Annotated in this window: 16 protein-coding genes; 5 read left to right on the plus strand and 11 right to left on the minus strand. The window is 65.0% G+C overall.

What is annotated here, in order from left to right; genetic code table 11:
• Nucleotides 1-89: 89 nt before the first annotated feature.
• From HEQ22_RS00270 to HEQ22_RS00295, 6 genes are all read right to left on the minus strand, one after another.
• Nucleotides 90-1,100 carry a LacI family DNA-binding transcriptional regulator gene (locus HEQ22_RS00270; protein WP_432769208.1) on the minus strand — a complete coding sequence of 337 codons (1,011 nt, stop codon included), beginning with the start codon at nucleotides 1,098-1,100 and terminating at the stop codon, nucleotides 90-92.
• A gap of 90 nt (nucleotides 1,101-1,190) precedes the next feature.
• Complete coding sequence (locus tag HEQ22_RS00275; protein WP_432769209.1) at nucleotides 1,191-2,183, minus strand: DUF2891 domain-containing protein; 993 nt, start codon at nucleotides 2,181-2,183, stop codon at nucleotides 1,191-1,193.
• Between the two features lie 117 nt (nucleotides 2,184-2,300).
• Complete coding sequence (locus HEQ22_RS00280) at nucleotides 2,301-3,239, minus strand: DUF979 domain-containing protein (RefSeq protein ID WP_432769210.1); 939 nt, start codon at nucleotides 3,237-3,239, stop codon at nucleotides 2,301-2,303.
• A complete protein-coding gene (locus HEQ22_RS00285; protein ID WP_432769211.1) occupies nucleotides 3,236-3,910 on the minus strand; it encodes a DUF969 domain-containing protein in 675 nt (224 codons plus the stop codon). Before HEQ22_RS00285 ends, HEQ22_RS00280 begins: the two co-directional genes overlap by 4 nt.
• 292 nt (nucleotides 3,911-4,202) lie before the next feature.
• Nucleotides 4,203-7,871 carry a hydantoinase B/oxoprolinase family protein gene (locus HEQ22_RS00290; RefSeq protein ID WP_432769212.1) on the minus strand — a complete coding sequence of 1,223 codons (3,669 nt, stop codon included), beginning with the start codon at nucleotides 7,869-7,871 and terminating at the stop codon, nucleotides 4,203-4,205.
• A complete protein-coding gene (locus HEQ22_RS00295) occupies nucleotides 7,864-9,507 on the minus strand; it encodes a CHASE domain-containing protein (protein ID WP_432769213.1) in 1,644 nt (547 codons plus the stop codon). Before HEQ22_RS00295 ends, HEQ22_RS00290 begins: the two co-directional genes overlap by 8 nt.
• Nucleotides 9,508-9,690: 183 nt before the next feature.
• On the opposite strand from HEQ22_RS00295, the gene HEQ22_RS00300 reads away from it, so the two are divergent.
• Together HEQ22_RS00300 and HEQ22_RS00305 are read left to right on the plus strand one after the other, a co-directional pair.
• Nucleotides 9,691-10,347: a glutathione S-transferase family protein gene (locus HEQ22_RS00300; RefSeq protein WP_432769214.1), complete on the plus strand. Its 657-nt coding sequence runs from the start codon at nucleotides 9,691-9,693 to the stop codon at nucleotides 10,345-10,347.
• Nucleotides 10,348-10,431: 84 nt separating this feature from the next.
• Entirely contained in the window at nucleotides 10,432-10,944 is a 513-nt protein-coding gene (locus tag HEQ22_RS00305) for a hypothetical protein (RefSeq protein WP_432769215.1), read from the plus strand.
• A 592-nt stretch (nucleotides 10,945-11,536) separates the two neighbouring features.
• Here the strand turns inward: HEQ22_RS00305 and HEQ22_RS00310 are convergent.
• The 4 genes from HEQ22_RS00310 to HEQ22_RS00325 all read right to left on the minus strand — a co-directional run bounded on the left by HEQ22_RS00310 (nucleotide 11,537) and on the right by HEQ22_RS00325 (nucleotide 15,427).
• On the minus strand, nucleotides 11,537-12,058 hold the full coding sequence (locus HEQ22_RS00310) for a DUF2306 domain-containing protein (protein WP_432769216.1): 522 nt from the start codon (nucleotides 12,056-12,058) through the stop codon (nucleotides 11,537-11,539).
• Between the two features lie 322 nt (nucleotides 12,059-12,380).
• On the minus strand, nucleotides 12,381-13,388 hold the full coding sequence (locus HEQ22_RS00315) for a cytochrome d ubiquinol oxidase subunit II (RefSeq protein ID WP_432769217.1): 1,008 nt from the start codon (nucleotides 13,386-13,388) through the stop codon (nucleotides 12,381-12,383).
• A complete protein-coding gene (locus tag HEQ22_RS00320) occupies nucleotides 13,385-14,767 on the minus strand; it encodes a cytochrome ubiquinol oxidase subunit I (RefSeq protein WP_432769218.1) in 1,383 nt (460 codons plus the stop codon). The genes HEQ22_RS00315 and HEQ22_RS00320 overlap by 4 nt, the downstream gene beginning before the upstream one ends.
• Nucleotides 14,768-14,785: 18 nt before the next feature.
• Complete coding sequence (locus HEQ22_RS00325; protein ID WP_432769219.1) at nucleotides 14,786-15,427, minus strand: GbsR/MarR family transcriptional regulator; 642 nt, start codon at nucleotides 15,425-15,427, stop codon at nucleotides 14,786-14,788.
• A gap of 179 nt (nucleotides 15,428-15,606) precedes the next feature.
• On the opposite strand from HEQ22_RS00325, the gene typA reads away from it, so the two are divergent.
• Both typA and HEQ22_RS00335 read left to right on the plus strand, forming a co-directional pair.
• Complete coding sequence (gene typA / locus HEQ22_RS00330) at nucleotides 15,607-17,439, plus strand: translational GTPase TypA (protein WP_432769220.1); 1,833 nt, start codon at nucleotides 15,607-15,609, stop codon at nucleotides 17,437-17,439.
• Between the two features lie 223 nt (nucleotides 17,440-17,662).
• Nucleotides 17,663-18,232, plus strand: coding sequence for an rRNA large subunit pseudouridine synthase E (locus HEQ22_RS00335; RefSeq protein WP_432769221.1), 570 nt, complete (start codon nucleotides 17,663-17,665; stop codon nucleotides 18,230-18,232).
• Nucleotides 18,233-18,429: 197 nt separating this feature from the next.
• On the opposite strand, the gene HEQ22_RS00340 is transcribed toward HEQ22_RS00335, so the two are convergent.
• A complete protein-coding gene (locus HEQ22_RS00340; protein ID WP_432769222.1) occupies nucleotides 18,430-20,853 on the minus strand; it encodes a TIR domain-containing protein in 2,424 nt (807 codons plus the stop codon).
• A gap of 233 nt (nucleotides 20,854-21,086) precedes the next feature.
• On the opposite strand from HEQ22_RS00340, the gene HEQ22_RS00345 reads away from it, so the two are divergent.
• Entirely contained in the window at nucleotides 21,087-22,199 is a 1,113-nt protein-coding gene (locus HEQ22_RS00345) for a hypothetical protein (RefSeq protein ID WP_432769223.1), read from the plus strand.
• Nucleotides 22,200-22,238: the final 39 nt, after the last annotated feature.

Here is a 22,238-nt window from a genome sequence, read left to right on the forward strand (position 1 = left end):
GAATAACCACCGATAATTCTCCATCCTGTTGCGCTGGTCAGTCTACGCGCGGGGACTGGCGCGGGTTCCCGCGGCGGAGGTGCGGGCGGTCAGGCGCTGCCGCGCACCACCAGCTGAACGGGGATGCGGGTGCCGCTGCGCGTATGCTCGTCGTCCTCGAGCGCCATCGCGACCAGCGCCTCGCCCGCGGCGTCGAGATCGGGCTCGATCGTGGTGAGCGCGGGGTCGGCGAGGGTGCCGGCGCGGATGCCGTCGAAGCCGATCAGCGCGACGTCCTCGGGCACCCGGCGCCCGGCGTCCTTGAGACCCTGCAACACGCCGAGCGCGAGCATGTCGCTGGCGGCGAAGATCGCGTCGGTGGCGGGATGCGCGGTCAGCAACGCCTGCACCGCGGCGACCCCCTGCGCGTGGCGGTCGGCGGCGGCGGGCGGCTCGGCGATCACCGGGGTCAGGCCGTGCGCCGCGAGGGTGGCGGTGAAGCCGTCGCGGCGCTCGTCGAACTGGCGCTGCGGCGACTGCTGCGGCCCGATGAAGGCGATGTGGCAGCGCCCGGCGCGCGCGAAATGTTCGGCGGCGAGCTGGCCGCCGAGGTCGTTCTCGCTGCGCATCCAGTGAAACGGGCTGCCCGGGCTGCCCCAGCAAACGAAGTCGAGTCCCGAGGCCTGCGCCGCGGCGAAATAGTCCCACGCCGCCCGGTTGCTGGTGGTGCCAATGACGATCATCGCGTCGGCGAGGCCCGACGCGACGAAATCGGCGCGGAAATTGTCGGGATTTTCCTGAAAGCTGACGAGCAGGTTGAACCCGCGCGCCGAGGTCGCGGCGGCGATGCTGCCGAGCAGCGCGAAATAAAAGGGGTTGATCGCGCTGCGATCCTCACCGGGGCGGCAGATGGTGACGAGCGCGATCGTCTCGCTGCTTTTGAGGCGCAGCGACGAGGCGTGGCGATCGACGACATAACCGAGCTCGCGCGCGGCGGCGGCGACGCGGGCGCGGGTTTCGGCGTTGACCCCGGGCGAGTTGCGAAGCGCGCGCGACACGGTCGATTGCGACACGCCCGCGCGCTCGGCGACGTCGAACGATGTCGGGCGCAGCGTCTTCATAGGCGGTCCCTCTTCCTCTTCGCGCCGTCTGTCGCCGCGAGGGCGGGGCTTGTCAATCGGCGAGCCCGTGCGCTTGTCCGGAACGACGGCCTAAAGGCCGTCGAGCGCGAGCAGCGCGAAGGTCGCGAGCCAGTGTTCGCCCATATAGTCGCCGGTGACGTGCGGCAGCGCCGCGGCGAGGTGGCGCTGCGCTGCGGCGGTGGCGACGGGCGCGGCGGGATGGGCGGGGCCGAGCGCCGACGCGATGGTGCGCCAGTTCCACGCGCGGCTGAGATTGAGGCCGTCGAGGTGCGCGATCTTGCCGTCGCTGCGGTCGGAGACGGTGGCGGGGGTGAACAGCGTCGCGGGCTGTTGGTGCGCGGCGCGCGGCAGGAAAGCGTCGAACCAGCCGGCGAAATCGCTCCCCAGGACGGCGGTCATCAGCTGCGCTTCGCTGAGCGCAGAGGACAAAAATTCGTCGCCGCCGGGCTCCCACGCCTGACAGTCGCGATCTTCGCCGAACCAGTCGGCGGCGCGGGCGTCGATCAGCGCCACCAGCGCGGGGTCGCGGGTCGCAGCCCAGTCGCGCGCAAGCGTCAGCGCGAATGCGATGTTGAAATGGGTGCCGACGCGCAGCGGATAGGTGAGCTTGGGCAGGAAGGCGTGGAAGCGCTGCGCGAAGGCTAGCGCGAGCGGTTCGAGCGCGGCGGCCCAGGGCGCGTCGTGACGCTCGGCCTCGGCATGGAGCGCGAGCAGCCACGCCCAGCCATAGGGGCGCTCGAACGCGGCCGAATACGGACGCGAGAGAAAGGCCAGTTCGACCGCGACCTTGTCGGGCACCAGCATGTCGTCGGCGCGGGCAAGGATGTCGGCGGCGACGGGAAGATCGGGAAAGCGGCGCGCGAGGCGCAGGATCTGCCACCAGCCGTGGACGCAGCTGTGCCAGTCGAAACTGCCGTGGAAGATCGGATGATGGTCGCGCGGCGGCTTCGTATCCTCGGGACCGTTGAGCACGAGGTCCATCTTGTACGGATATTTGCGGCCGATGTGAGCGAGGGTCGCGGCCGCGAAGCGGGCGGCGTGGTCGGGGGTGAGGTGGGTCATCAACCTTCCCCTAACCGTTCGTGCTGAGCTTGTCGAAGCACCGTCCTTCTTCCTGCGGCGTCAAAAGGAAGAACGGCCCTTCGACAAGCTCGGGGCGAACGGAATTGGGGGACGGCGTCAGAAAGCGAATAGCCAGATGAAGAGGATGTTCACCGCCAGCAACGGCACCGCGGTCCCGATCTGCGCCTTGATCACCCCATAGGGATTTTTGAGTTCGAGCAAGGCCGCGGGGACGAGGTTGAAGTTCGCCGCCATCGGGGTCATCAACGTGCCGCAGAAGCCCGCGAGCATGCCGATCGCCGCGACGACCGCAGGGTCTCCGCCGTACTGCTTGATCAGCAAAGGCATGCCGACTGCGGCGAGCATCACCGGGAAGGCGGCGAAGGCGTTGCCCATCACCATCGTGAACAGCGCCATGCCGAGCCCAAAGGCGAGCACCGCGCCGAACAGGCTGCCCTGCGGGATCGCGGTGCCGATCAGATCGCCGACGACCTCGCCGACCCCCGCCAATGCGAAAACCGCGCCGAGGCTGGCGAGCATCTGCGGCAGGATCGCCGCCCAGCCGACCGCGTCGAGCAGGCGGCGGCCCTGTTGCAGCGGGAGCAATGGCAGCGGCTTGAGGCGCGCCATGCCGACGGCGAGCGCGATCAGCACGCCGAGCGCGAGCGAGATGAGCGTCGTCTGTTTCGGGTCGGCGATGCCGGGCACCCATTTGAACAGGAAGGTTCCCGCGAGCGCGACCGCGGGGATGATCAGCGCGACGAGGAGCAGGAACGGGCCGTGCTGCGCCGCGCGCGTCGTCTGGATGTCGGCGGGGACCTCGCCGCCGGGGGCGCGGCCGATCTGGCCGGCACCCGCGATCGCGACGAGCGCGAGGACGAGGCAGCCGTTGCCGAAATCGCCGAGATGATCGCCCGCGAGCATCGACAGAGCGAGAAGTCCCCAGAAGGCGGCGTTGCCGAAGCGTTTGGGGTTGCTGCGGTCGGCGCCGCCGAGCAGCGCGAATGCCGCAAAGGTGGCGCCGGCGAGGATATAGACATGATCGAGCGTGATCATGCCGCGGCCTCCGGTTTTGCCGCGATGCGGCGGTCGAGGCGGCGGAGGCGGAAGCCGTGGATCAGGAAAGCGGCGATCGCGGTCGGGATCGCCCACAGCGAGAAATGCAGCGGCTCGATGATATAGCCGTAACCTTCGAGCACGCCTTTCATCAGCAGGATCGAGCCGATCGCGAGGAAGATGTCCTCGCCGAAGAACAGCCCGACATTGTCGGTCGCGGCGGCGTGCGCCTTGACCTCCTCGCGCTGCGCGTCGCTGAGCGCGGAATTCGCCGCCTCGGCGGCGGCTTCGGCCATCGGCGCGACGAGCGGGCGCACCGTCTGCGCATGCCCCGCGACCGAGGTCAGGCCGACCGCGGCCATCCCCTGCCGGAGCAATAGATAGCCGGTGAGCAGCCGCCCGAGCGTCGCGCCCTTCATGCGCCCGATCAGGCTGCGCGCATGCTGCTGAAGCCCATAGGCTTCGAGCAGGCCGATGACGGGAAGGACGATCCAGATGATGCTGACATATCGGGTGTCGTTGAACGCCTTACCGAAGGCCGCGACGATCGCGGCAATATCGAGCCCCGCCGCGAGCCCGGTCGCGAGTGCCGAGGCCATGATGACGAGCAACGGATTGAAGCGGAGCAGGAAGCCCGCGATGATGATCAGGATGCCGATCAGGACGAGCATGGGGTGCATGCTTTCGGCGTCGAAGCTGAAAGGAGTTCACGCGGAGACGCGGAGGCGCGGAGAAAGAAGAAAGAAGAAAAGAGGGGATCCGCGCAGAGGCGCAGAGATAGTAATTTTGAATATTCTGTGTTCCCCCGCGAAGGCGGGGGCCTATCTCCGGTGGGCGCAAGATAGAACCGACAGGAGATGGGTCCCCGCCTTCGCGGGGACACGGGGCTATAGTTCTCCGCGTTCTCTGCGCCTCTGCGCGAATCAAATTCTCCGCGTCTCCGCGTCTCCGGGTGAATCTTCTTCATTCGTGTTCGCTCCCCGCTTCCCCATAGCCGCCGCCGCCCGGTGTTTCGATTACGAAGGCGTCGCCCGCCGCAAGGTTCGCGCTGCCCGTCGCGGCCAGCATCTCGATGCTGCCGTCGCCGCGCTCGACCCAGTTGCGGCCCGGCGCGGCATCACTGCCGCCCGCCAGCCCGCTCGGCGGAATTGCGCGGCGGCCCGCAAGGATGTTCGCGGCCATCGGCTCGCGGAAGCGGATGCGGCGGGTGGCGCCGTTGCCGCCGTGCCATCGGCCCGCGCCGCCCGATCCCTGGCGGATCGAGAACGCCTCGACGATCACCGGAAAGCGCATTTCCATAACCTCGGGGTCGGTCATCCGGCTGTTGGTCATATGCGTCTGGATGACGTCGGTGCCGTTAAAGCCCGGCCCGGCGCCCGAGCCGCCCGCGATCGTTTCATAATATTGGTGCGCGTCGTTGCCGAAGGTGAAATTGTTCATCGTCCCCTGCGCCGGCGCCATCGCGCCGAAGGCGGCGAACAGCGCGTCGGTGATGACCTGGCTCGTCTCGACATTGCCCGCGACCACGGCGGCGGGATAGGCCGGGGACAGCATCGAATCTTCGGGGACGATCAAAGTGACGGGGGCGAGGCAGCCCTCGTTCATCGGGATCGGATCGTCGAGCATCGTGCGCAGCACATAGAGCACCGCGGCGCGGACGACCGGCAGCGGCGCGTTGAAATTGTCGGGCAGGGTGGCGCTGGAGCCGGTGAAATCGATCGTGACGTGGCGCGCTTCGCGGTCGACTTTGACGGCGACAACGACTTCGGCGCCATTGTCCATCGCATAAGCGAAATGGCCATCGTTGAGGCGGGCGATGAGCTGGCGGACGGCGGCCTCGGCCTGTTGCTGGCCGTGCGCCATATAGGCGGCGACGGTTTGAACGCCGTGCGACGCCGAGAGGTCGGAAAGCGCGCTCGCGCCGCGCTGGCACGCGGCGACTTGTGCCTTCAGGTCGGCGATGTTGAGCGCGGGGTTGCGCGCGGGCCAAGAGCTGTCGATCAGATGCGCGGCGACGGCGGCGTCGCGGAAATTTCCGTCGTCGACGATCAGGACATTGTCGAAGAGGATGCCTTCATCCTCGATGCTTTTGCTGTTCGGCGGCATCGATCCGGGGGCGATGCCGCCGAGGTCGGCGTGATGGCCGCGCGCGGCGACGAAGAAGCTCGGCGCGTCGCCTTCCACGAACACCGGCATGATGACGGTGATGTCGGGCAGGTGGGTGCCGCCGTCGTAAGGGGCATTGAGCGCGTAGGCGTCGCCGCGCCGGATGCCGCGACCGTCTTTGGTTCGCTGGCGGAGGATCGTGCGCACGCTTTCGCCCATCGAGCCGAGGTGGACGGGCATGTGCGGCGCGTTGGCGACGAGCCGCCCTTCGCCGTCGAAGATCGCGCAGGAAAAGTCGAGCCGCTCGCGGATGTTGATCGACGAGGCGCTATGCTGGAGCGCGCCGCCCATCTCCTCGGCGATCGCCATGAACAGGCTGTTGAAGATTTCGAGGCGGATCGGGTCGGGTTCGCCTTTCTCGCCCCTCCTCTTCAGAGGAGGAGTAGCGAGACTTGGTCCGGCGAAGCCGGGCCTGGTCGCAGCGGGGTGGTGTGCGGCACCGGCGTCCACCACCCCAAACCCCTCCTCTGAAGAGGAGGGGCTTTTTGTTAGCCGCAACGTCCCTTCCTCCTCGACCGTCGCGTGCCAGCCCGGCTCGATCACGGTGGTTGCCAGCGCGTCGACGATGATCGCGGGGCCGGCGACGATGCGGCCGGGGGCAAGGGCGGCGCGCTGGTGCAGCGGGACGTCGTGCGCTGCACCCGCGAGCCACGCCGCAACGGTTTCGGGCGCAGTTTCGGTCGTGGCTGTCGGCGCGGGCAGCGTCGCGGGCGGCTCACCCGCCTCGGTCAGTTCGACGCGGATGTGGTCGACCACCAGATTGCTGTGCGGGGCGTAGCCGAAACGCTGGCGGAAGGCGGCGGCGAAGGCCTGCGCGACCGCGGCGGGCGGCGCCAGCGGCAGTTCGATCGCATTGTCGCTGTCGGCGAGGCGGACGAAGAGCAGGGTTTCGCGGCTCGTTGCGGCATCGGGAGACAGGTCGGTTCGGGCGTGGCCGGCGAGTTCGGCTTCGACGTCGGAGAGCGCAGCGGCGCAATCTTCGGCGAGCTTGATGCCGAGCGTGCGCTCGCGGATCGCCGACGGGCGCGCGAGGCCCATGCCATAGGCCGAAAGCACCCCCGCGAGCGGGTGGAGCAATATTTCGTCGACCCCGAGCGCGTCGGCGACGAGGCACACATGCTGCCCCGCGGCGCCGCCGAAACCGACGAGGCTGTAGCCCTGCGACACGTCGTGGCCGCGCGCGATGGTGATGCGCTTGATCGCGTTTGCCATCTGCTGGACCGCGATGGCGAGCAGCCCTTCGGCGAGGGCTTCGGGGGCGAGCCCGACCTCCTTTGCCATTTCGGCGAATTTCTGGACGACGATATCGCGGTCGAGCGGCTGGTCGCCGTTCGGGCCGAAGAGTTTGGGGAAATGCGCCGGCTGGATCTTGCCGAGCAGGACGTTGCAGTCGGTGACGGTGAGCGGGCCGCCGCGGCCATAGGCGGCGGGGCCGGGGTTCGCGCCCGCGCTTTCGGGGCCGACCGACAGCCGCGCCCCGTCCCAGCGGCAGATCGAGCCTCCCCCCGCCGCCACGGTATGGATGCGCAGCATCGGGGCGCGGATGCGCGTGCCCGCGACGATCGTCTCGTTATCGCGCTCCAGCCGCCCGGCATAATGGCTGACGTCGGTCGAGGTGCCGCCCATGTCGAACCCGATCAGGCGCGTCTTGCCGAGCGGCGCGGCGCTGCCGACCATGCCGACGATGCCGCCCGCGGGGCCCGAGAGGATCGCGTCGCGGCCGTGGAATGCCGATGCCGAGGCAAGCCCGCCCGAGCTTTTCATGAACTGCGGCTGGGCGCCCTCACCCAGCTGGGCGCAGAACTGGTCGACATAGTGGCGCAGCACGGGCGAGAGATAGGCGTCGGCGAGCGTCGTGTCGCCGCGGCCGATCAGCTTGATCAAGGCGCTGACATCGTGGCTGGTAGAGATTTGCGCGAAGCCAAGCTCGCGCGCGATTTCGGCAAGGCGGCGTTCGTGCGCGGGATAGGCATAGCCGTGCATCAGCACGATCGCGACGCTGGCCAGCCCCCGGTCGCGCGCCGCTTGCAGCGATGCGCGCGCCCCGGCCTCGTCGAGCGGGACCAGCACGGCGCCGTCCGGCCCGACCCGCCCGGCGATCTCGGCCACCGCTGCGTGCGGCGGCGCGATGCGGTCGAGCCGGCGCGCGAACAGCTCGGGCCGGTCCTGATAACCGATGGTCAGCGCATCGCCGAACCCCCGCGTGATCGCGAGCAAGGTCGCCTCGCCCTTGCGTTCGAGCAGCGCGTTGGTCGCCACGGTCGATCCCATGCGGATATCGAGCGGCGGCAGCGCCCCGTCGTCCGCGCCGGTCAGCGCGCGGATCGCGCCGACCGCCGCGTCGCCGGGGCGCGCCGGGTCTTCGCTCAGATATTTGGCGGTGACCACCGCGCCGTCGGGGGCTCTGGCGACGACGTCGGTAAAGGTGCCGCCGCGGTCGATCCAGACCTGCCAGCGGTCAGCCACCGGTCACCCGGTCGGGCCAGCGAATCGTGATCGCCAGCCGGTGGTCGGCCGCGACGCGGTCCCAGCTGCCCTTGAGCTGGCGTTCGATCAGCGAGCGGATGAAATGTGTCCCGAACCCGTCGGATTCCAGCGCCGGGGTTTCGGCCAGCCCGCTTTCGACCCAGCTCAGCTCGATCTCGCCGCCGTCGCGGCGCCAGCCGACCGCCAGCGCGCCGCGACCCGACAGCGCGCCATATTTGATGCTGTTGGTCGCAAATTCGTGGAGCGCAAGCGACAGCGCCTGCGCCCCCTCGTCGTCGAGGCGGACATCGGGGCCGGTGACCGCGGCCTGGCGCTCCTCCGACCAGCCCGCGATGCCGAGTTCGCGGCGGACGATGCGGCCGAGGTCAACGCTGTCGACCGCGCCGGTGACCAGCATCTGCTTGGCGTCGGACAGCGCGCGCATCCGCCCGTCGAACTTCGCCTCGAAATCGTCGAGGCTGTCCGATTCGCGCAGCGTGATGCGCGCCAGCGCGCCGATGCGGGCAAAGGCGTTCTTCATCCGGTGCGCCATCTCGCCGATCATCAGCTCGCGATCCTCGGCGTGGCGCGCCTGTTCGTCGGCGAGCGCCCGCGCCGCGCCGACCCGCCGCTGCTGGACGCGGTTGAGCTGCATCGCCAGCACCGCCAGCGCGACGCCGAACAGCAGGATGAACGCCGGACGCCCCAGCCGTTCGAGCAGGCGGCCATAGGAGATGCGCACCGTCCACAGCCGGTCGGCGACGCGCACCCGCGTCTCGTGCGCGTCCCAGCCCATTGTGCCGTGGCGAAAGACCAGCGGCGCCGCCGGCCCTTCGCCGGCGAATATTTCGAGCCCGTCGATGCCCGCGAGCTGCGGGCCGATCGCGGTTTCCATCAGGTCGTGGATGCGGAACGGCGCATAGACGAAGGCCACGATCGGGCGCGCGCCGGGGCGGGTCGCCGCGGTCGGGGGCGCCGCCGCGCCGGGCTCGGCGCCGACCGCGACAGCGTTCGCGGCATAGACCGGCACATAGATCAAAAAGCCCGGCTGTTTCTGCGCCGCGTTGTTTTCCTGGATGAGCTGGACGACGCCGCTCGCCGCCGGGCGCCCTGTCGCCCACGCGCGGCGCATCGCGGCGCGGCGCACGGGATCGCTGTACATGTCATAGCCCAGCGCCCCCTGGTTGCGGGCGTTGCCGGGTTCGATGAGCACGATCGGAAAGCCGATCGGCTGGTCGGTCGCGGCGGGCCAGACGGCGACGTCGCGGCCGTAATTTTCGCGGATCTGCGCCTCGACCGCGGCGGGGGTGCGCTGGCGCATCGCGACCGCGATCCCGACCCCCTGCATCCCCGGCGCCTGCGCCTGCGGCTGCAGCGCGGCCAGATAGGCGCGCACGCCGGGGCCGCTGGTGGCGCGGTCCGACTGGTACAGCGCCCGCACCCCCTGCAACACCGCGATCTGGTCGTTCAGCCGCGCATTGACCTGCATCGCGACGCGCCCGGCGCGCTCGGCCTCTTCGGCCTTGTTATAGAAAAAGCTGGTCGCCGCGGCCCCGACCGCGCCGAGCAGGATGACCAGCCCGACGAACCGGACCAGCAGCGCCATCAGACGATCTGCCCACAGCGAAGGGCGCATTGCGGTTATTCCTGCATGACGGCTGCCGGCGGCAGCGACCCCTCTGACGCTTCCTTTTCCACGCCGCGCCGCCGTTGGCAAGCCCCGACTCCGTAGGGGTTCCGGCGGCTTGCCTGTCCCCGCGACGGGTTGCAACGCGCAACCTTTCGCTTATGCTGGACGGTGGATAAGAGGAGCAAGCGAATGATTGTCTATGGGTCTTTGGTATCGCCGTTCGTTCGCAAGCTGCTCGCCTATCTCGGCGAAAAGGGGCTGGCGTTCGACCTGAAGGGGGTGGGTATCGGCGATCCCGATCCCGGCTTTCGCGCCGCCTCGCCCTTGGCCAAGATGCCGGCGATCGACGACGACGGCTTCACCCTCGCCGATTCCAGCGCGATCATCCATTATCTGGAGGCGAAACATCCGACCCCCGAACTGATCCCCGCCGACCCGCAGCAGCGCGGACAGGTGATCTGGTGGGACGAGTTTGCCGACACCGTGTTCGCGGCGTGCAGCGGCAAGATCTTCTTCAACCGCATCGTCGCGCCCAAATTTTTGGGGCGCGAAGGCGACCTCGCCGCCGCGGCGCTGGCCGAGAGCGAGGAACTGCCCCGGCTGCTCGATTATCTGGAAGGGGCGATCCCGGCATCGGGCTTTCTGGTCGGCGATCGGCTGACCCTCGCCGACCTTGCCGTCGCCTCGCCGCTGATGAATTTCCGCCACTGCGGCGGCTGCATCGATCCCGCGACGCATCCGAAGATCGCGGCGTGGAGCGAAGCGATCCTGTCGCGGCCGAGCATCGCGCCGTGGATCGCGAAAGAAGAACGGATGATGGCGCGGGTGATGCAACCCGCGGATTAGGGTCAGGGCCTTAACGACTGCTTTGCGCGGCGGACGCGATTCGTTAAGCGGGCTGGGGTATCCAACAGGGGGGAGGCGAAGGCTTTGCGACATCAATATCCGTTGCCGCTGCACCACAGCTGGCCGCTGTTCGAGCGCCCGCGCCATTTCGACCTCGGCTGGGTCGACCGGGCCAGCGTCCGCCCGCCCGCGCGCGCCGCGGACGGGGTGTCGCTGGCGTTCGCCGCGGCGCCCGATGCGGCCCCCGACGCCGAAGCGGCGCTGGCGCAGCGCGGCATCGGCGCCTGGCATTGCGACCTGGCCGACGACCGGCTGACCTGGTCGGACACCGTCTACGACCTGTTCGGCATCGCCCGCGGCGCCAATGTGTCGCGCGGCGCGACGGTGGCGGTGTACCGCGAAGCGTCGCGCGCCGCGATGGAACGGCTGCGCGCCCACGCGATCGCCCATCGCCGCGGCTTCACCCTCGACGTCGAGATCGGCCCCGCCGGCGCCGCCAGCCGCTGGATCCGCCTGATCGCCGCGCCGGTCTGCGACGGCGACACGGTGGTTGCGCTGCATGGGTATAAATGCCTGCTGCCACAGCCGGGTCGCTAGGCATGCTGGAATGACGAAGGGTCGGGCACGGCCATAAAGCCCTCTCCCGACGGGAGAGGGCGAACGACCGCTTGCCACCACCCGTTGCGGCCATTTGCTTCCCCGTGGCTGCTACGGGGGCGATCGGCCGAAGCGAACGAAGCGATCCTCCCCGGAACGGGGAGGGGGACCATGCGAAGCATGGTGGAGGGGTACGCGGTGTCGAGCGCTGCGGATGCGGGCCTGTACCCCTCCACCACCCTTCGGGTGGTCCCCCTCCCCCCCCTGCGGGGGAGGACCAGCACCGTCCGCTCACCACCATAATTCGGACATTTCCACGCTACCACGAGGCAGGGAGAGCGTAGAGAAGACGAAAAGGATTCACGCGGAGGTGCGGAGTTGCAGCCGTGGCGGATGGATTTAGCGTCGGATGGTCAGGCAATCCCGGCGCTGCATGATGAGCGGCTGCGCCGCCCCGTCTTTCTTCTCCGCGCCTCCGCGTGAACAACATCTCAATCTCTGCGCGACTGTCTTTTGTCACTCGGCCCGCGGGGCCTCGTTCAGCGCTTCGGCGTTCGCCGCGGCCCGCCCGATGGCGATCCGATCGCCAAGGTCAGCGGGTCAGCCAGACGTCGAACAGTCGATTGAACATGAAGGTAAAGGTTCCGGCAATCAGCAGCGCCCCGATCACGATGCCGTGAATATGTTTGCGATGCGCGACATGATCGCCCTTCCGTGCGCTCGCGACGATGCGCCAGCTGACAAAGAGCGTGAGAACCGACAGGATGTGGATCGGACTGAACTGGCCGCCGTTGATGTCTTTGATGAAAAAGGTGTCGATCGCAGTGGTCACCATCGCCGTGATCCACACGTAGCCAAGAATGCGGTGCAGCCGGTCGCCCTTCGTCCGCAGCAACAACATGGGCGTCAGCGCCAGCGCGATCGCGAGGGTTCCGAAATGGATTGGATAGGTGATCGGGACCAGCGCCACCTGATCGCGCCCGCGCCAGATGGCCAGCGCCATCGCCGCCAGCATGGCGACGCAACCGGCAGACAGGACATAATCCATCGCCCCCGGCTTATAACCCCACAATTTGCGCGACGCCGCGACGTCGACCGAAATCGCTGTTTCCATGATGCCGCCCCCCTTGGCGAGAAGGCTAGCGCAGACCAGGAAAAGCGCAACATTTGCTGACGACGTTCATCTACAGCGCTGGTTTGACGGACAGATGCCGATTGAACGGCAGCGCGGAATTTGGTCGGGTCGCGGCGGTAGAGTGACTGGAAGCGACGAGAAGTGGACATTGCTGCTCCCCTCCCTTTTAGGGAGGGGCTGGGGGTGGGCAGCCGCCAACGGCGGCATTCGCACCGCCGCTCGCTATCGCTCACAACCCACCCCTAACCCCTCCCTGAAAGGGAGGGGGATTGTCTGGAATCCACCCCACATCGGTGGCTAGTCACTCATAACTCAAATGCGTCGCCTTCCCCCGGAAGATCCAGTGCGACAGGATCGAATACCCCAAAATTACCGGCAGCACGAACAGCGCGCCGATCAGGATGATGCTCAGCGCCTCGGGGCTGGCCGCGGCCTGCCAGATGTCGAGCCGGTCGGCGATCAGATAGGGGTAGAAGCTGTAGGCGATGCCGACGAACCCTAGTGCGAAGAGGATGCCCGCGGTCGCCAGCGGCACCCATGACAGGGCGTCGCGCTCGCGCAGCGGGCGGCGCAGGAAGATCGCGAGGCCGATGAACAAAGTCGTGGCGGCGATCGGGATCGGCAGCAGCGCGATGATTTCGGGCAGGCGGAACCAGCGGTCGAAGATGCGCTCCGACAGCAGCGGGGTGGCGATCGAGATGATCGCCATCGCGAGCGCCGTGGCCCACAGGCTGACCTCCGCCCAGCGCACCGCGCGCTTCTGCAATTCGCCCTCGACCTTGTAGATCAGCCAGCAGGCGCCGACGAAGACATAGCCCGCGACGAGGCCGAGCGCGGCGAGCAGGCAGAACAGGACGGCGGCGAGGCTCTGGTCGAAGCCGAGCACATAGGCGCCGAGCATATAGCCCTGGCAGAGCGCGGTGAGCAGCGACCCGGCGAAAAAGGCGTGGTCCCAGCGATGCTTGTGCTCGGGCGCCGCCTTGGCGCGAAATTCGAAACTGACCCCGCGCAGGATCAGCGCGACGAGCATCAGCACGACGGGCAGGTAGAGCTGGGTCAGGATAAGTCCGTGCGCGATCGGGAAGGCGACGAGCAGCAATCCGATGCCGAGCACCAGCCACGTCTCGTTGGCGTCCCAGAACGGTCCGATCGAGGCGACCATCAGGTCGCGATTCTCGTCCCTCTCCAGCCGCGTCAGCATGCCGACCCCCAGATCGTAACCGTCGAGGATGACGTAGAGCAGGATCGACAGCCCCATCAGCCCGGCGAAGATGACGGGCAGCCACCAGGGATCGATGAACGGGGTCATGCCGGGCGCTCCTGCGGGGCGGCGGGGCCTTCGGCGGCGGGCACCGGGAACATCGGCTTGCCGTCGCGCGCCGCCTTGCCGAGCCGCGCGAGGCGGTAGAGCACCGCGACATAGGCGGCGAGCAGCACCGCATAGACCGCGAGGTACAGCGTCAGCGATCCCGCCACCATCGTGCTGCCGACCGGGCCGACCGCGTCGGCGGTCTTGAGCACCCCGGTGACGAGCCACGGCTGGCGGCCGATTTCGGTGACGTACCAGCCGGCGAGCGTCGCCGCCCAGCCGCTGAAGGTCATCGCGACCAGCGCGTGCCCCAGCCAGCGCGGCATCGCATCGACGCCGCGGCGGCGGATCTTCCACGCCGCGAACCACGACAGCGCGAGCATGGCCATGCCGATGCCGACCATGATCCGGAATCCCCAGAACAGCGGCGCCACCGGCGGATGATTGCCCTGATAATCGTCGAGGCCGGGGACGACGCCCGCCGCCTCATGCTTCAGGATCAGGCTGGCGCCCGACGGGACGGCGATTTCCAGATGGTTGGTGCGGTCCGCTTCGTCGGGGATCGCGAACAGCACCAGCGGCACATGGCTGCGCGTTTCCCAGTTCGCTTCCATCGCGGCGATCTTTTGCGGCTGATGCTCCAGCGTGTTGAGCCCGTGCAGGTCGCCGACGAAAATCTGCACCGGGATCAGCAGCGCCGCGGCATAAACCGCGGCCTTCAGCGTCCGCCGCACCCCTTCGCCGCCGCCGTCCTTCAGCCAGCGCCACGCCGACATCCCGGCGATCAGAAACGCGACGGTCAGCGCCGAGGCGATCAGCATGTGGGTCAGCCGGTACGGCATCGACGGGTTGAAGACGATCGCCCACCAGTCGGTCGCATGGACGACGCCGTCGCGGATTTCATACCCCACCGGGGTCTGCATCCAGCTGTTGAGCACGATGATCCAGAACGCCGACAGCGTCGTGCCGCCCGCGACCAGCAGCGTCGCCATCGTGTGGACCCAGTTCGGCACCCGGCTGAACCCGAACAGCATGATGCCCAGGAACACCGCCTCGAGGAAAAAGGCCGTCAGCACCTCATAGGCGAGCAACGGCCCCGCGACATTGCCGACCTTTTCCATATAGCCCGGCCAGTTGGTCCCGAACTGGAAGCTCATCGTGATGCCCGACACGACCCCCATCGCAAAGCTCAAGGCAAAAACTTTCACCCACAGGCGGTAGGCGTCCATCCACGCCTCGTCCTTGGTGCGGTTATACGCGAGCTTGAAGCCGAGCAGCGCCCAGCCGAGGGCGATCGTGATCGTCGGGAACAGGATGTGGAAACTGATGTTCGCCGCAAACTGGATGCGCGCGAGGATCAGCGGGTCAATCGCGTCCATGGTCTGCGTCCTTCCCCATCATCCGTTCGTGTCGAGCGAAGTCGAGACACCTCTGCTCCGCCCCAGCATCCGGTCCTTGAACTCGAGCGCCTTCACGACCCGCTCGCCGAGCCGCAGCAGTTGGAGCAGCCGCTCGTTGTCGAGCCGCCGCATTTCGGCATACCAGTCGGTGAGCAGTTCGATCTGTTCGTGCATCGCGGCGATGCGTTCCTGCGCGAAGCGGTCCGACGCGTCGGTCGCGGGCTCCATGAGCAGCGTGCGCAGCGTCGTCAGCGTTGGGTCGATTTCACGCTTCTTGCGCTCCTCGACCAGGGTGCGGAAGATCGCCCACACGTCGCGCGGGGTCTCATAATAATCGCGGCGGTCGCCGGGGACGTGGCGGAGCTGGACCAGGTTCCAGCTCGCCAGTTCCTTCAGCCCCATCGACACGCTGCCGCGCGACAGGCTCAGCGCCTCGCTGATCTCCTCGGCATGGCGCGGCGCGTCGGCGAGGAACAGCATCGCGTAAATCTGCCCGACGGTGCGGTTGATCCCCCAGCGGCTCCCCATCTCGCCGAAGTGCAGGACGAACGCCTGCGCGAGCGGGGAGAGCCGAAACGGCGGGGACGGGGACGCCGCTGGAGAAACGGCGCGCGAGTCGGGGGCGGGGGACAGATCCATGCCCGCGCCATACGCCTTCATTTCTGAAGTTTCAATAATTATTGAAACTTGTGAGAGGCAAAAAGGGCGATATGCGCGAAGATAGGCAATTTTGTTGCGCCGCAGCACCGCTTCTGTTAGGGGCGCGGCGTTTCGCAGTGCTCAGCGCGCTGCCCCCTCCCATCAAGGCCCGTTTCCGCATGTCTCTGCGCAATATCGCCATTATCGCCCACGTCGATCATGGAAAAACCACCCTGGTCGACCAGCTGTTCCGCCAGTCGGGCACCTTCCGCGACAACCAGCGCGTCGAAGAACGCGCGATGGATTCGAACGATCTGGAAAAGGAACGCGGGATCACGATCCTCGCGAAGTGCACCAGCGTCGAATGGGGCGAGGGCGCCGACCTGACGCGCATCAACATCGTCGATACCCCGGGCCACGCCGATTTCGGCGGCGAGGTCGAGCGCATCCTGAGCATGGTCGATGGCGTCATCCTGCTCGTCGATGCCGCCGAAGGGCCGATGCCGCAGACCAAGTTCGTCACCGGCAAAGCGCTCGCGCTCGGCCTCAAGCCGATCGTCGTCGTCAACAAGATCGACCGCAGCGACGCGCGCGCCGCCGAAGTGCTCGACGAAGTGTTCGAACTGTTCCTGACCCTCGAAGCCAATGACGAACAGCTCGACTTCCCGATCCTTTATGCCTCGGGCCGCGGTGGTTATGCCTCGGAAAGCCCCGAAGCGCGCGAGGGCACGCTGGAGCCGCTGTTCAAGACGATCGTCAGCCATGTGCCCGAACCGGGCCTGCCCGAGGACGGTCCGTTCACCTTCCTCGCCACCCTGCTCGACCGCGATAACTTTATCGGCCGCATCCTGACCGGGCGCGTCCAGTCGGGGACGATCAAGGTCAACCAGCCGATCCACGCGATCGACATGGACGGCAAGATCATCGAGACCGGCCGCGCGTCGAAGCTGCTGGCGTTCCGCGGGCTCGAGCGCGTTCCCGTCGAGGAAGCGCGCGCGGGCGACATCGTCGCGATCGCGGGCCTGGCGCAGGCAACCGTCGCCAACACCATCGCCGACACCAGCGTGAGCGAGCCGATCGCCGCGCAGCCGATCGACCCGCCGACGCTGTCGATGCGCTTTGCGGTCAACGATTCGCCGATGGCGGGTCGCGAGGGCAGCAAGGTGACGAGCCGCATGATCCGCGACCGCCTGTTCCGCGAAGCCGAAACCAATGTCGCGATCCGCATCACCGAAAGCGCTGACAAGGACAGCTTCGAAGTCGCCGGCCGCGGCGAGCTTCAGCTCGGCGTGCTGATCGAAACGATGCGCCGCGAAGGTTTCGAACTCGGGATCAGCCGCCCGCGCGTGCTGTATGGCGAGGACGAGGCCGGCAAGCGCACCGAACCCTATGAAACCGTCGTCATCGACGTCGACGACGAACATAGCGGCACGGTTGTCGAGAAGATGCAGATCCGCAAGGCCGACCTGACCGACATGCGTCCGTCGGGCGGCGGCAAGACGCGCATCACCTTCAGCGGCCCGTCGCGCGGCCTGATCGGCTATCACGGCGAATTCCTGTCCGACACGCGCGGCACCGGGATCATGAACCGGTTGTTCGAAAAATACGGCCCGCACAAGGGCCAGATCGCGGGCCGCCAGAACGGCGTGCTGATCAGCAACGGCAATGGCGAAGCGGTCGCCTACGCGCTCGGCCCGCTCGAAGAGCGCGGCATCCTGTTTGTGTCGCCGGGCGAGGCGCTGTACGAGGGCATGGTCATCGGCGAGAATGCCAAGCCCGACGACCTGGAAGTCAACCCGATGAAGTCGAAGCAGCTGACGAACTTCCGTTCGACCGGCAAGGACGACGCGATCCGCCTGACCCCGCCGAAGCGCATGACGCTGGAACAGGCGATCGCCTATATCGACGACGACGAGATGGTCGAAGTGACCCCGAAGAACATCCGCATCCGCAAGGCGCTGCTCGACCCGCACGAGCGGAAGAAGGCGAGCCGCAAGAAGGAAGCGGCGTAAGATACGGACCGGCGGCCCCCAAAGGCCGCCGGTTTTTCTTTGGGCGGTCTCTTTTGCCGCTCGCGCTTCCCTTTCCGTTTTGCGCGCCCTTTCGGTTCGCTCTTCCCTTTCCGTTCGTGTCGAGCGAAGTCGAGACACGCGAAGGCATGCGCGTTCCAAGCGTGTCTCGACTTCGCTCGACACGAACGGTTACAGTGGGGCCCCGATAGATGAGGACCGCTGCTTGCCCCGCCTGATCCTGTTCAACAAACCCTATGGCGTGCTGTCGCAATTCACCGACAAGAGCATGGCCGCCACCGCTGACGGCCCGCGCGCGACGCTGTCCGACTATATCGACGTGCCCGGGGTCTATCCGGCGGGGCGGCTCGATCGCGATAGTGAGGGCCTGCTGATCCTGACCGACGACGGCGCGCTGCAGGCGCGCATTTCCTCGCCGAAGCACAAGACGCCCAAAACCTATCTGGCGCAGGTCGAGGGCGAGCCCGACGCCGCGAGCCTCGACCGGCTGCGTGCCGGGGTGATGCTCAACGACGGCATGACCCGCCCCGCGACCGTGTGCCTAATCGACCCGCCCCAGCTGTGGGATCGCGAACCGCCGGTGCGATACCGCAAGAGCGTGCCCGACTCATGGATCGAACTGACGATCACCGAAGGCCGCAACCGCCAGGTCCGCCGCATGACCGCCGCGGTCGGCTATCCGACGCTGCGGCTGGTCAGGTGGCGGATCGGGGCGTGGGAGATTGGGGAGTTGGCAGTGGGGGAGTGGCGGGAAGTTTCCAATGTTGGCAAATGACCGATCAGAGTTAGGCGCCCTTTTGTTTCGGTCACTGTTGAATCTTCCGATTTTGGATTTGCCTGACCGAATTTTGTGTCAGTGATCGGCCTGTGATCAGGCGCGAAGAGGGAGCAACCTTCTTAAGTGGAGTAACGCATAATAGAGCCTCACCCTTGCGCCTTTGGAGAATCTAAAGGCACCTTCGGGGAGGCCTCCTAAAGGCTGCTCAGCCGTTGCTTGAATCTCTCTCTCGCGGCTGGGTTAACGAAGCGGAGCTCTCTATCTACCCGTCCAATCGCTTCGGACGGAGATCCGCTCAAAGCGAGCAAAAACAGCTCTGCCTTAATCTGTTCAGCTGCTCCGTGCTCGTCAAACCGCCTAGCGCGAAACAGTATCAATGCCTCATCGATAACATCGGCCGAGCGCAAGGAGATGCCTAGCTCCATCTTAGCAAGCAGCGTGTACTGCGAGCGCTGGTAGAGCTCGATAGCGTCGTTGATTGTATCCAATGCTCCAGCTTCATCTTGGTCTACGTAGTAAGAATATCTCGCTCGCATACAGGCCTCGACCTCCCGACCTTTTTCGCTTGAAATGCGCGAGATCGATTTCAAGGTCGTATTCATTTCCTGCGCTAGACTCGCATCTTTGCTCTGGGATATTTTGTATTTATTAAGAAGAACCTCAAAATACGCAAGTACACTTATAGGATTTGATGGGAAATCATAGTAGCTTTCTTTAGCGAGATTGAAAGCTCGATCGTATTCTTCTGTAATATTGAATATCAGTACGAGTTCACGCTTGGAGTTTTCTTCCCATCGACGATCCTGCATCGCAGACTCGAATCTCGGTATGGCATCGTTATATCGCCCCGTCTTTCTGTAATAAAATCCCAAAACATAGTTATGCTCCTCGCCCTTGATTTTCTGTACTTCAGAAAGAAATCTAGGGCCTCTTCTTCTGGCGAGAGCCATACAATAAAAATGTCGTATCTGATTTCTGACGTATTCCTCGTAGTTCGGCTTATCAAGAACGCGTTCTGCCAACTCTATAACGTTGCCATATCTCTTGTTTTTATAGTTTTGAGAAATCGCATTGAGGAAGTGGGCTGGTATGAGCATGTTCTCGGGAACATTGCGCCCTTCCAGCAGGGCCATTCTGATTGCCACAGCCTTTTCGGAGTAGTCAAAATCGTCAGCGGTGTCTTCGGAACTCAATATTTCGCGAGAAACGCTTTCTATCGCCTTTGAAAATCGAGCGGGTATGCTGATACTACCACGAGCGACATAGTCCCGGATAACGTCGTTCAACCGCACGTATTCGCCCAATGTTCCAATGCCTTGGCAAATCCCATTTTCTATGAATTCATTCAGCGAAGGAGAGAAGTCTACATCTAATTCCTCGCCGATCTTAAATATAAAATCTAAAGAAACGAACTCGAACCAGCTAAGAAATACCAAGAGGTCAAACTTATCGGTATCGTCGCGATATCCCTCGACGTAAATGCTAGCCTTAAGTCGCGCAAAATCAACAATTTCGCTCGACCTCTCGACTGCGCCTCTTATGCCCTCTTCCTTGATGATCTCACCGGCGTAAATCGCCTGCTCCGGGTAGCCATTCAAAACGTTACGGAGGAAGCTTAGGTCGGAAGTATTCACATCATCAAGGCCCTCAACGTCCCTCAGGTATCGGACAAGAAGGCCTAATCGCTCTGATTCATTTAATTCGGGAACCCTGATATGATATATTTCCTCTCTTTTGCGATAGAGGGCTGCTTGAGGGCTGGAAGCCGCCGCAATGCAGAAGTAAATACGATTCTTGGGTAGCCTCTTGCATAGCTCTAGAAACCACTCTGCATAAGTTCCGCCAAACTGAACGATACAACGCCAGTCATCAATCATCAGGATTTCGTTCTGATTGCTCAGCTCAAGAGCGAGCTTCTCCAAAATTTCGATCTTTTCTTCGAGGCTTAAAGAGCCAAGATTCAATGACGAGTCAAATTCTGATGAAAAACCCAGATCAAGGATTTTACTTGTGAAGCCGTCGATCCCATCCTCGTATCGAACTGTAATTACGATAGGATGATGATGGTCGTCGAGTTTGTTTGCTTTCCTGAGGGCATGGAGAAGGTATTTTTTTCTCCCAATATCGCGGAGACCGGAAGCAATAATAGCACAAGGAAGGGTCTTTTCGTAGTCGTCCATTCTAGCTTCAAACCCTTTCAATTGGTCGTTCCGACCAACGAAAAGCCTTTTAGAGCGAAGTGATTTCGGATTACTATCAATCGATAACCTACTAAATGCCGAATTAATTATGCGATATGCAGCATTCGGACGCGGCACTACCCGTAGGTTGTAATTGTCTCGCAGCCAATCTGGGATGCGAGGGTCTTTATAGTTTATAGATCGATCAATAATGATAGGAAGGACTTGCTTCATTTTCCCGTTATCAAGCAATTTCTTGCTAGTAATTATTTCTTCTTTTACCCATTCAGATTCTAGGGCTGCATCCGAAATAAGGAGAACAAATAGATCGGTTCGATCGAGCCCTCTCATGATCTCATCAAGGGTTTTCATTCCGGCTTCGAAAGTGAATTCGTCATAGATGGCCCGATCGCCAAATTTGTTAGCGAGAATAGACACGTATTGTTTCTTGTCGGAGCTACTGTGGGATAGGAAACAGTGCATTTGAGTGCCTTATTTGTGGATGTGCCGCAGCTTTATGTTGGTTGGGTATCAGTCTGCCACGTGGAGATGAAAAGGTAAACGGTGACAGCAAGTTGTGCGAAGGTTAGAACAAAACATAAACAAACCCCTTTCCTACATTCCTCCCCCACGTCATATCCTGTCCGGTTTGGCTAACAGGAGGACACATCATGCAGAACCGGACACCGATCGCGGCGGAGGCTCGGCCGCCGCTTTCCGACTTTACGCCGGTGCCGCGCAAATATCGGCACGACGGGTGGACGCCCGAGCGGCAGAAGGCGTTTATCGCGGCGCTCGCCGATACCGGGTCGGTCAGCCGCGCCGCCGCGATGGTCAATATGGCGCAGGCGAATTGCTATACGCTGCGGCGCGCGGCGGGGGCGGAGAGCTTTCGGCGGGCGTGGGAGGCGGCGCTCGATTTCGGGGTAGCGCGGCTGAAGGATATCGCGTTCGAACGCGCGATCGACGGCTATCTGGTACCCGTCTTTGTCGCGGGCAAGCTGATGGGGTTTCGGCGCAAGCATAATGACGCGCTGTTGATGTTTTGCCTGCGTCATTATGGGCAGGATGCGGGCGGCAAGCGCACGACGATCAACTATTTTTCGACGCGGGCGAGCGCGGGGGTGGTGGGTGGGGCTTCGGGGGGTGGTGTTGGGAGGCGGGGTGTCTCGACTTCGCTCGACACGAGCGGATCAAAAGGGGGTGATTCGAACGGATCAGGGAGCATTGCCGAGGCTTCGACGACGACGGTGCGGACGGTGATCCACGGTCCCTCGGCTGCGCTGGGGACGAACGGTGGCGGTGATGGGGTCGCGGGGAAAGACGAGGCTGCGGCGTTGCTCGAAGGGTTCGAGGGGACGGCGCTCGACGCGCAGGCGGAGGCCGAGATCGGCGCGGCGCTGCTGGCGCTGGCCGAGCGGCAGCGGGCGATCGATGCGGCGGTGAGCGAGGGCGGGATCGAAGCGGTGGCGTTGCAGCTCGACGATCCGGGGGTGCCGCTGGTCCGGCTGGGCGAGCAGGACCTGCCCTATTACGGACCGTTGCAGCCGGGCGATGGGCCGGCCGACGATGACCCGGTGCTGCGGATCGCGGGCGAAGCCGACTGGGTCGCAGCCGGGGCGGACATTCCCGAGGGCTATCGCGAATGGATCGAGGCGGCCGAAGCGCGCGGCGAGCCGGTACCGGTGGTGCCGCTGTCGCCGCCCGCGAACGGGGTCGCGGCGGTGGAGAAGCCGCCGTCGTCGCGGCAGGCGCGCAAGGCGAAGGCGGCGGGCGGGGGATGATCGCGAGCGGGAGGGCGGCGGCGCGGCGCGGCGCGCGCT

The sequence above is a fragment of the Sphingopyxis sp. genome (genome assembly GCF_050916055.1).
Classification (GTDB): domain Bacteria; phylum Pseudomonadota; class Alphaproteobacteria; order Sphingomonadales; family Sphingomonadaceae; genus Sphingopyxis.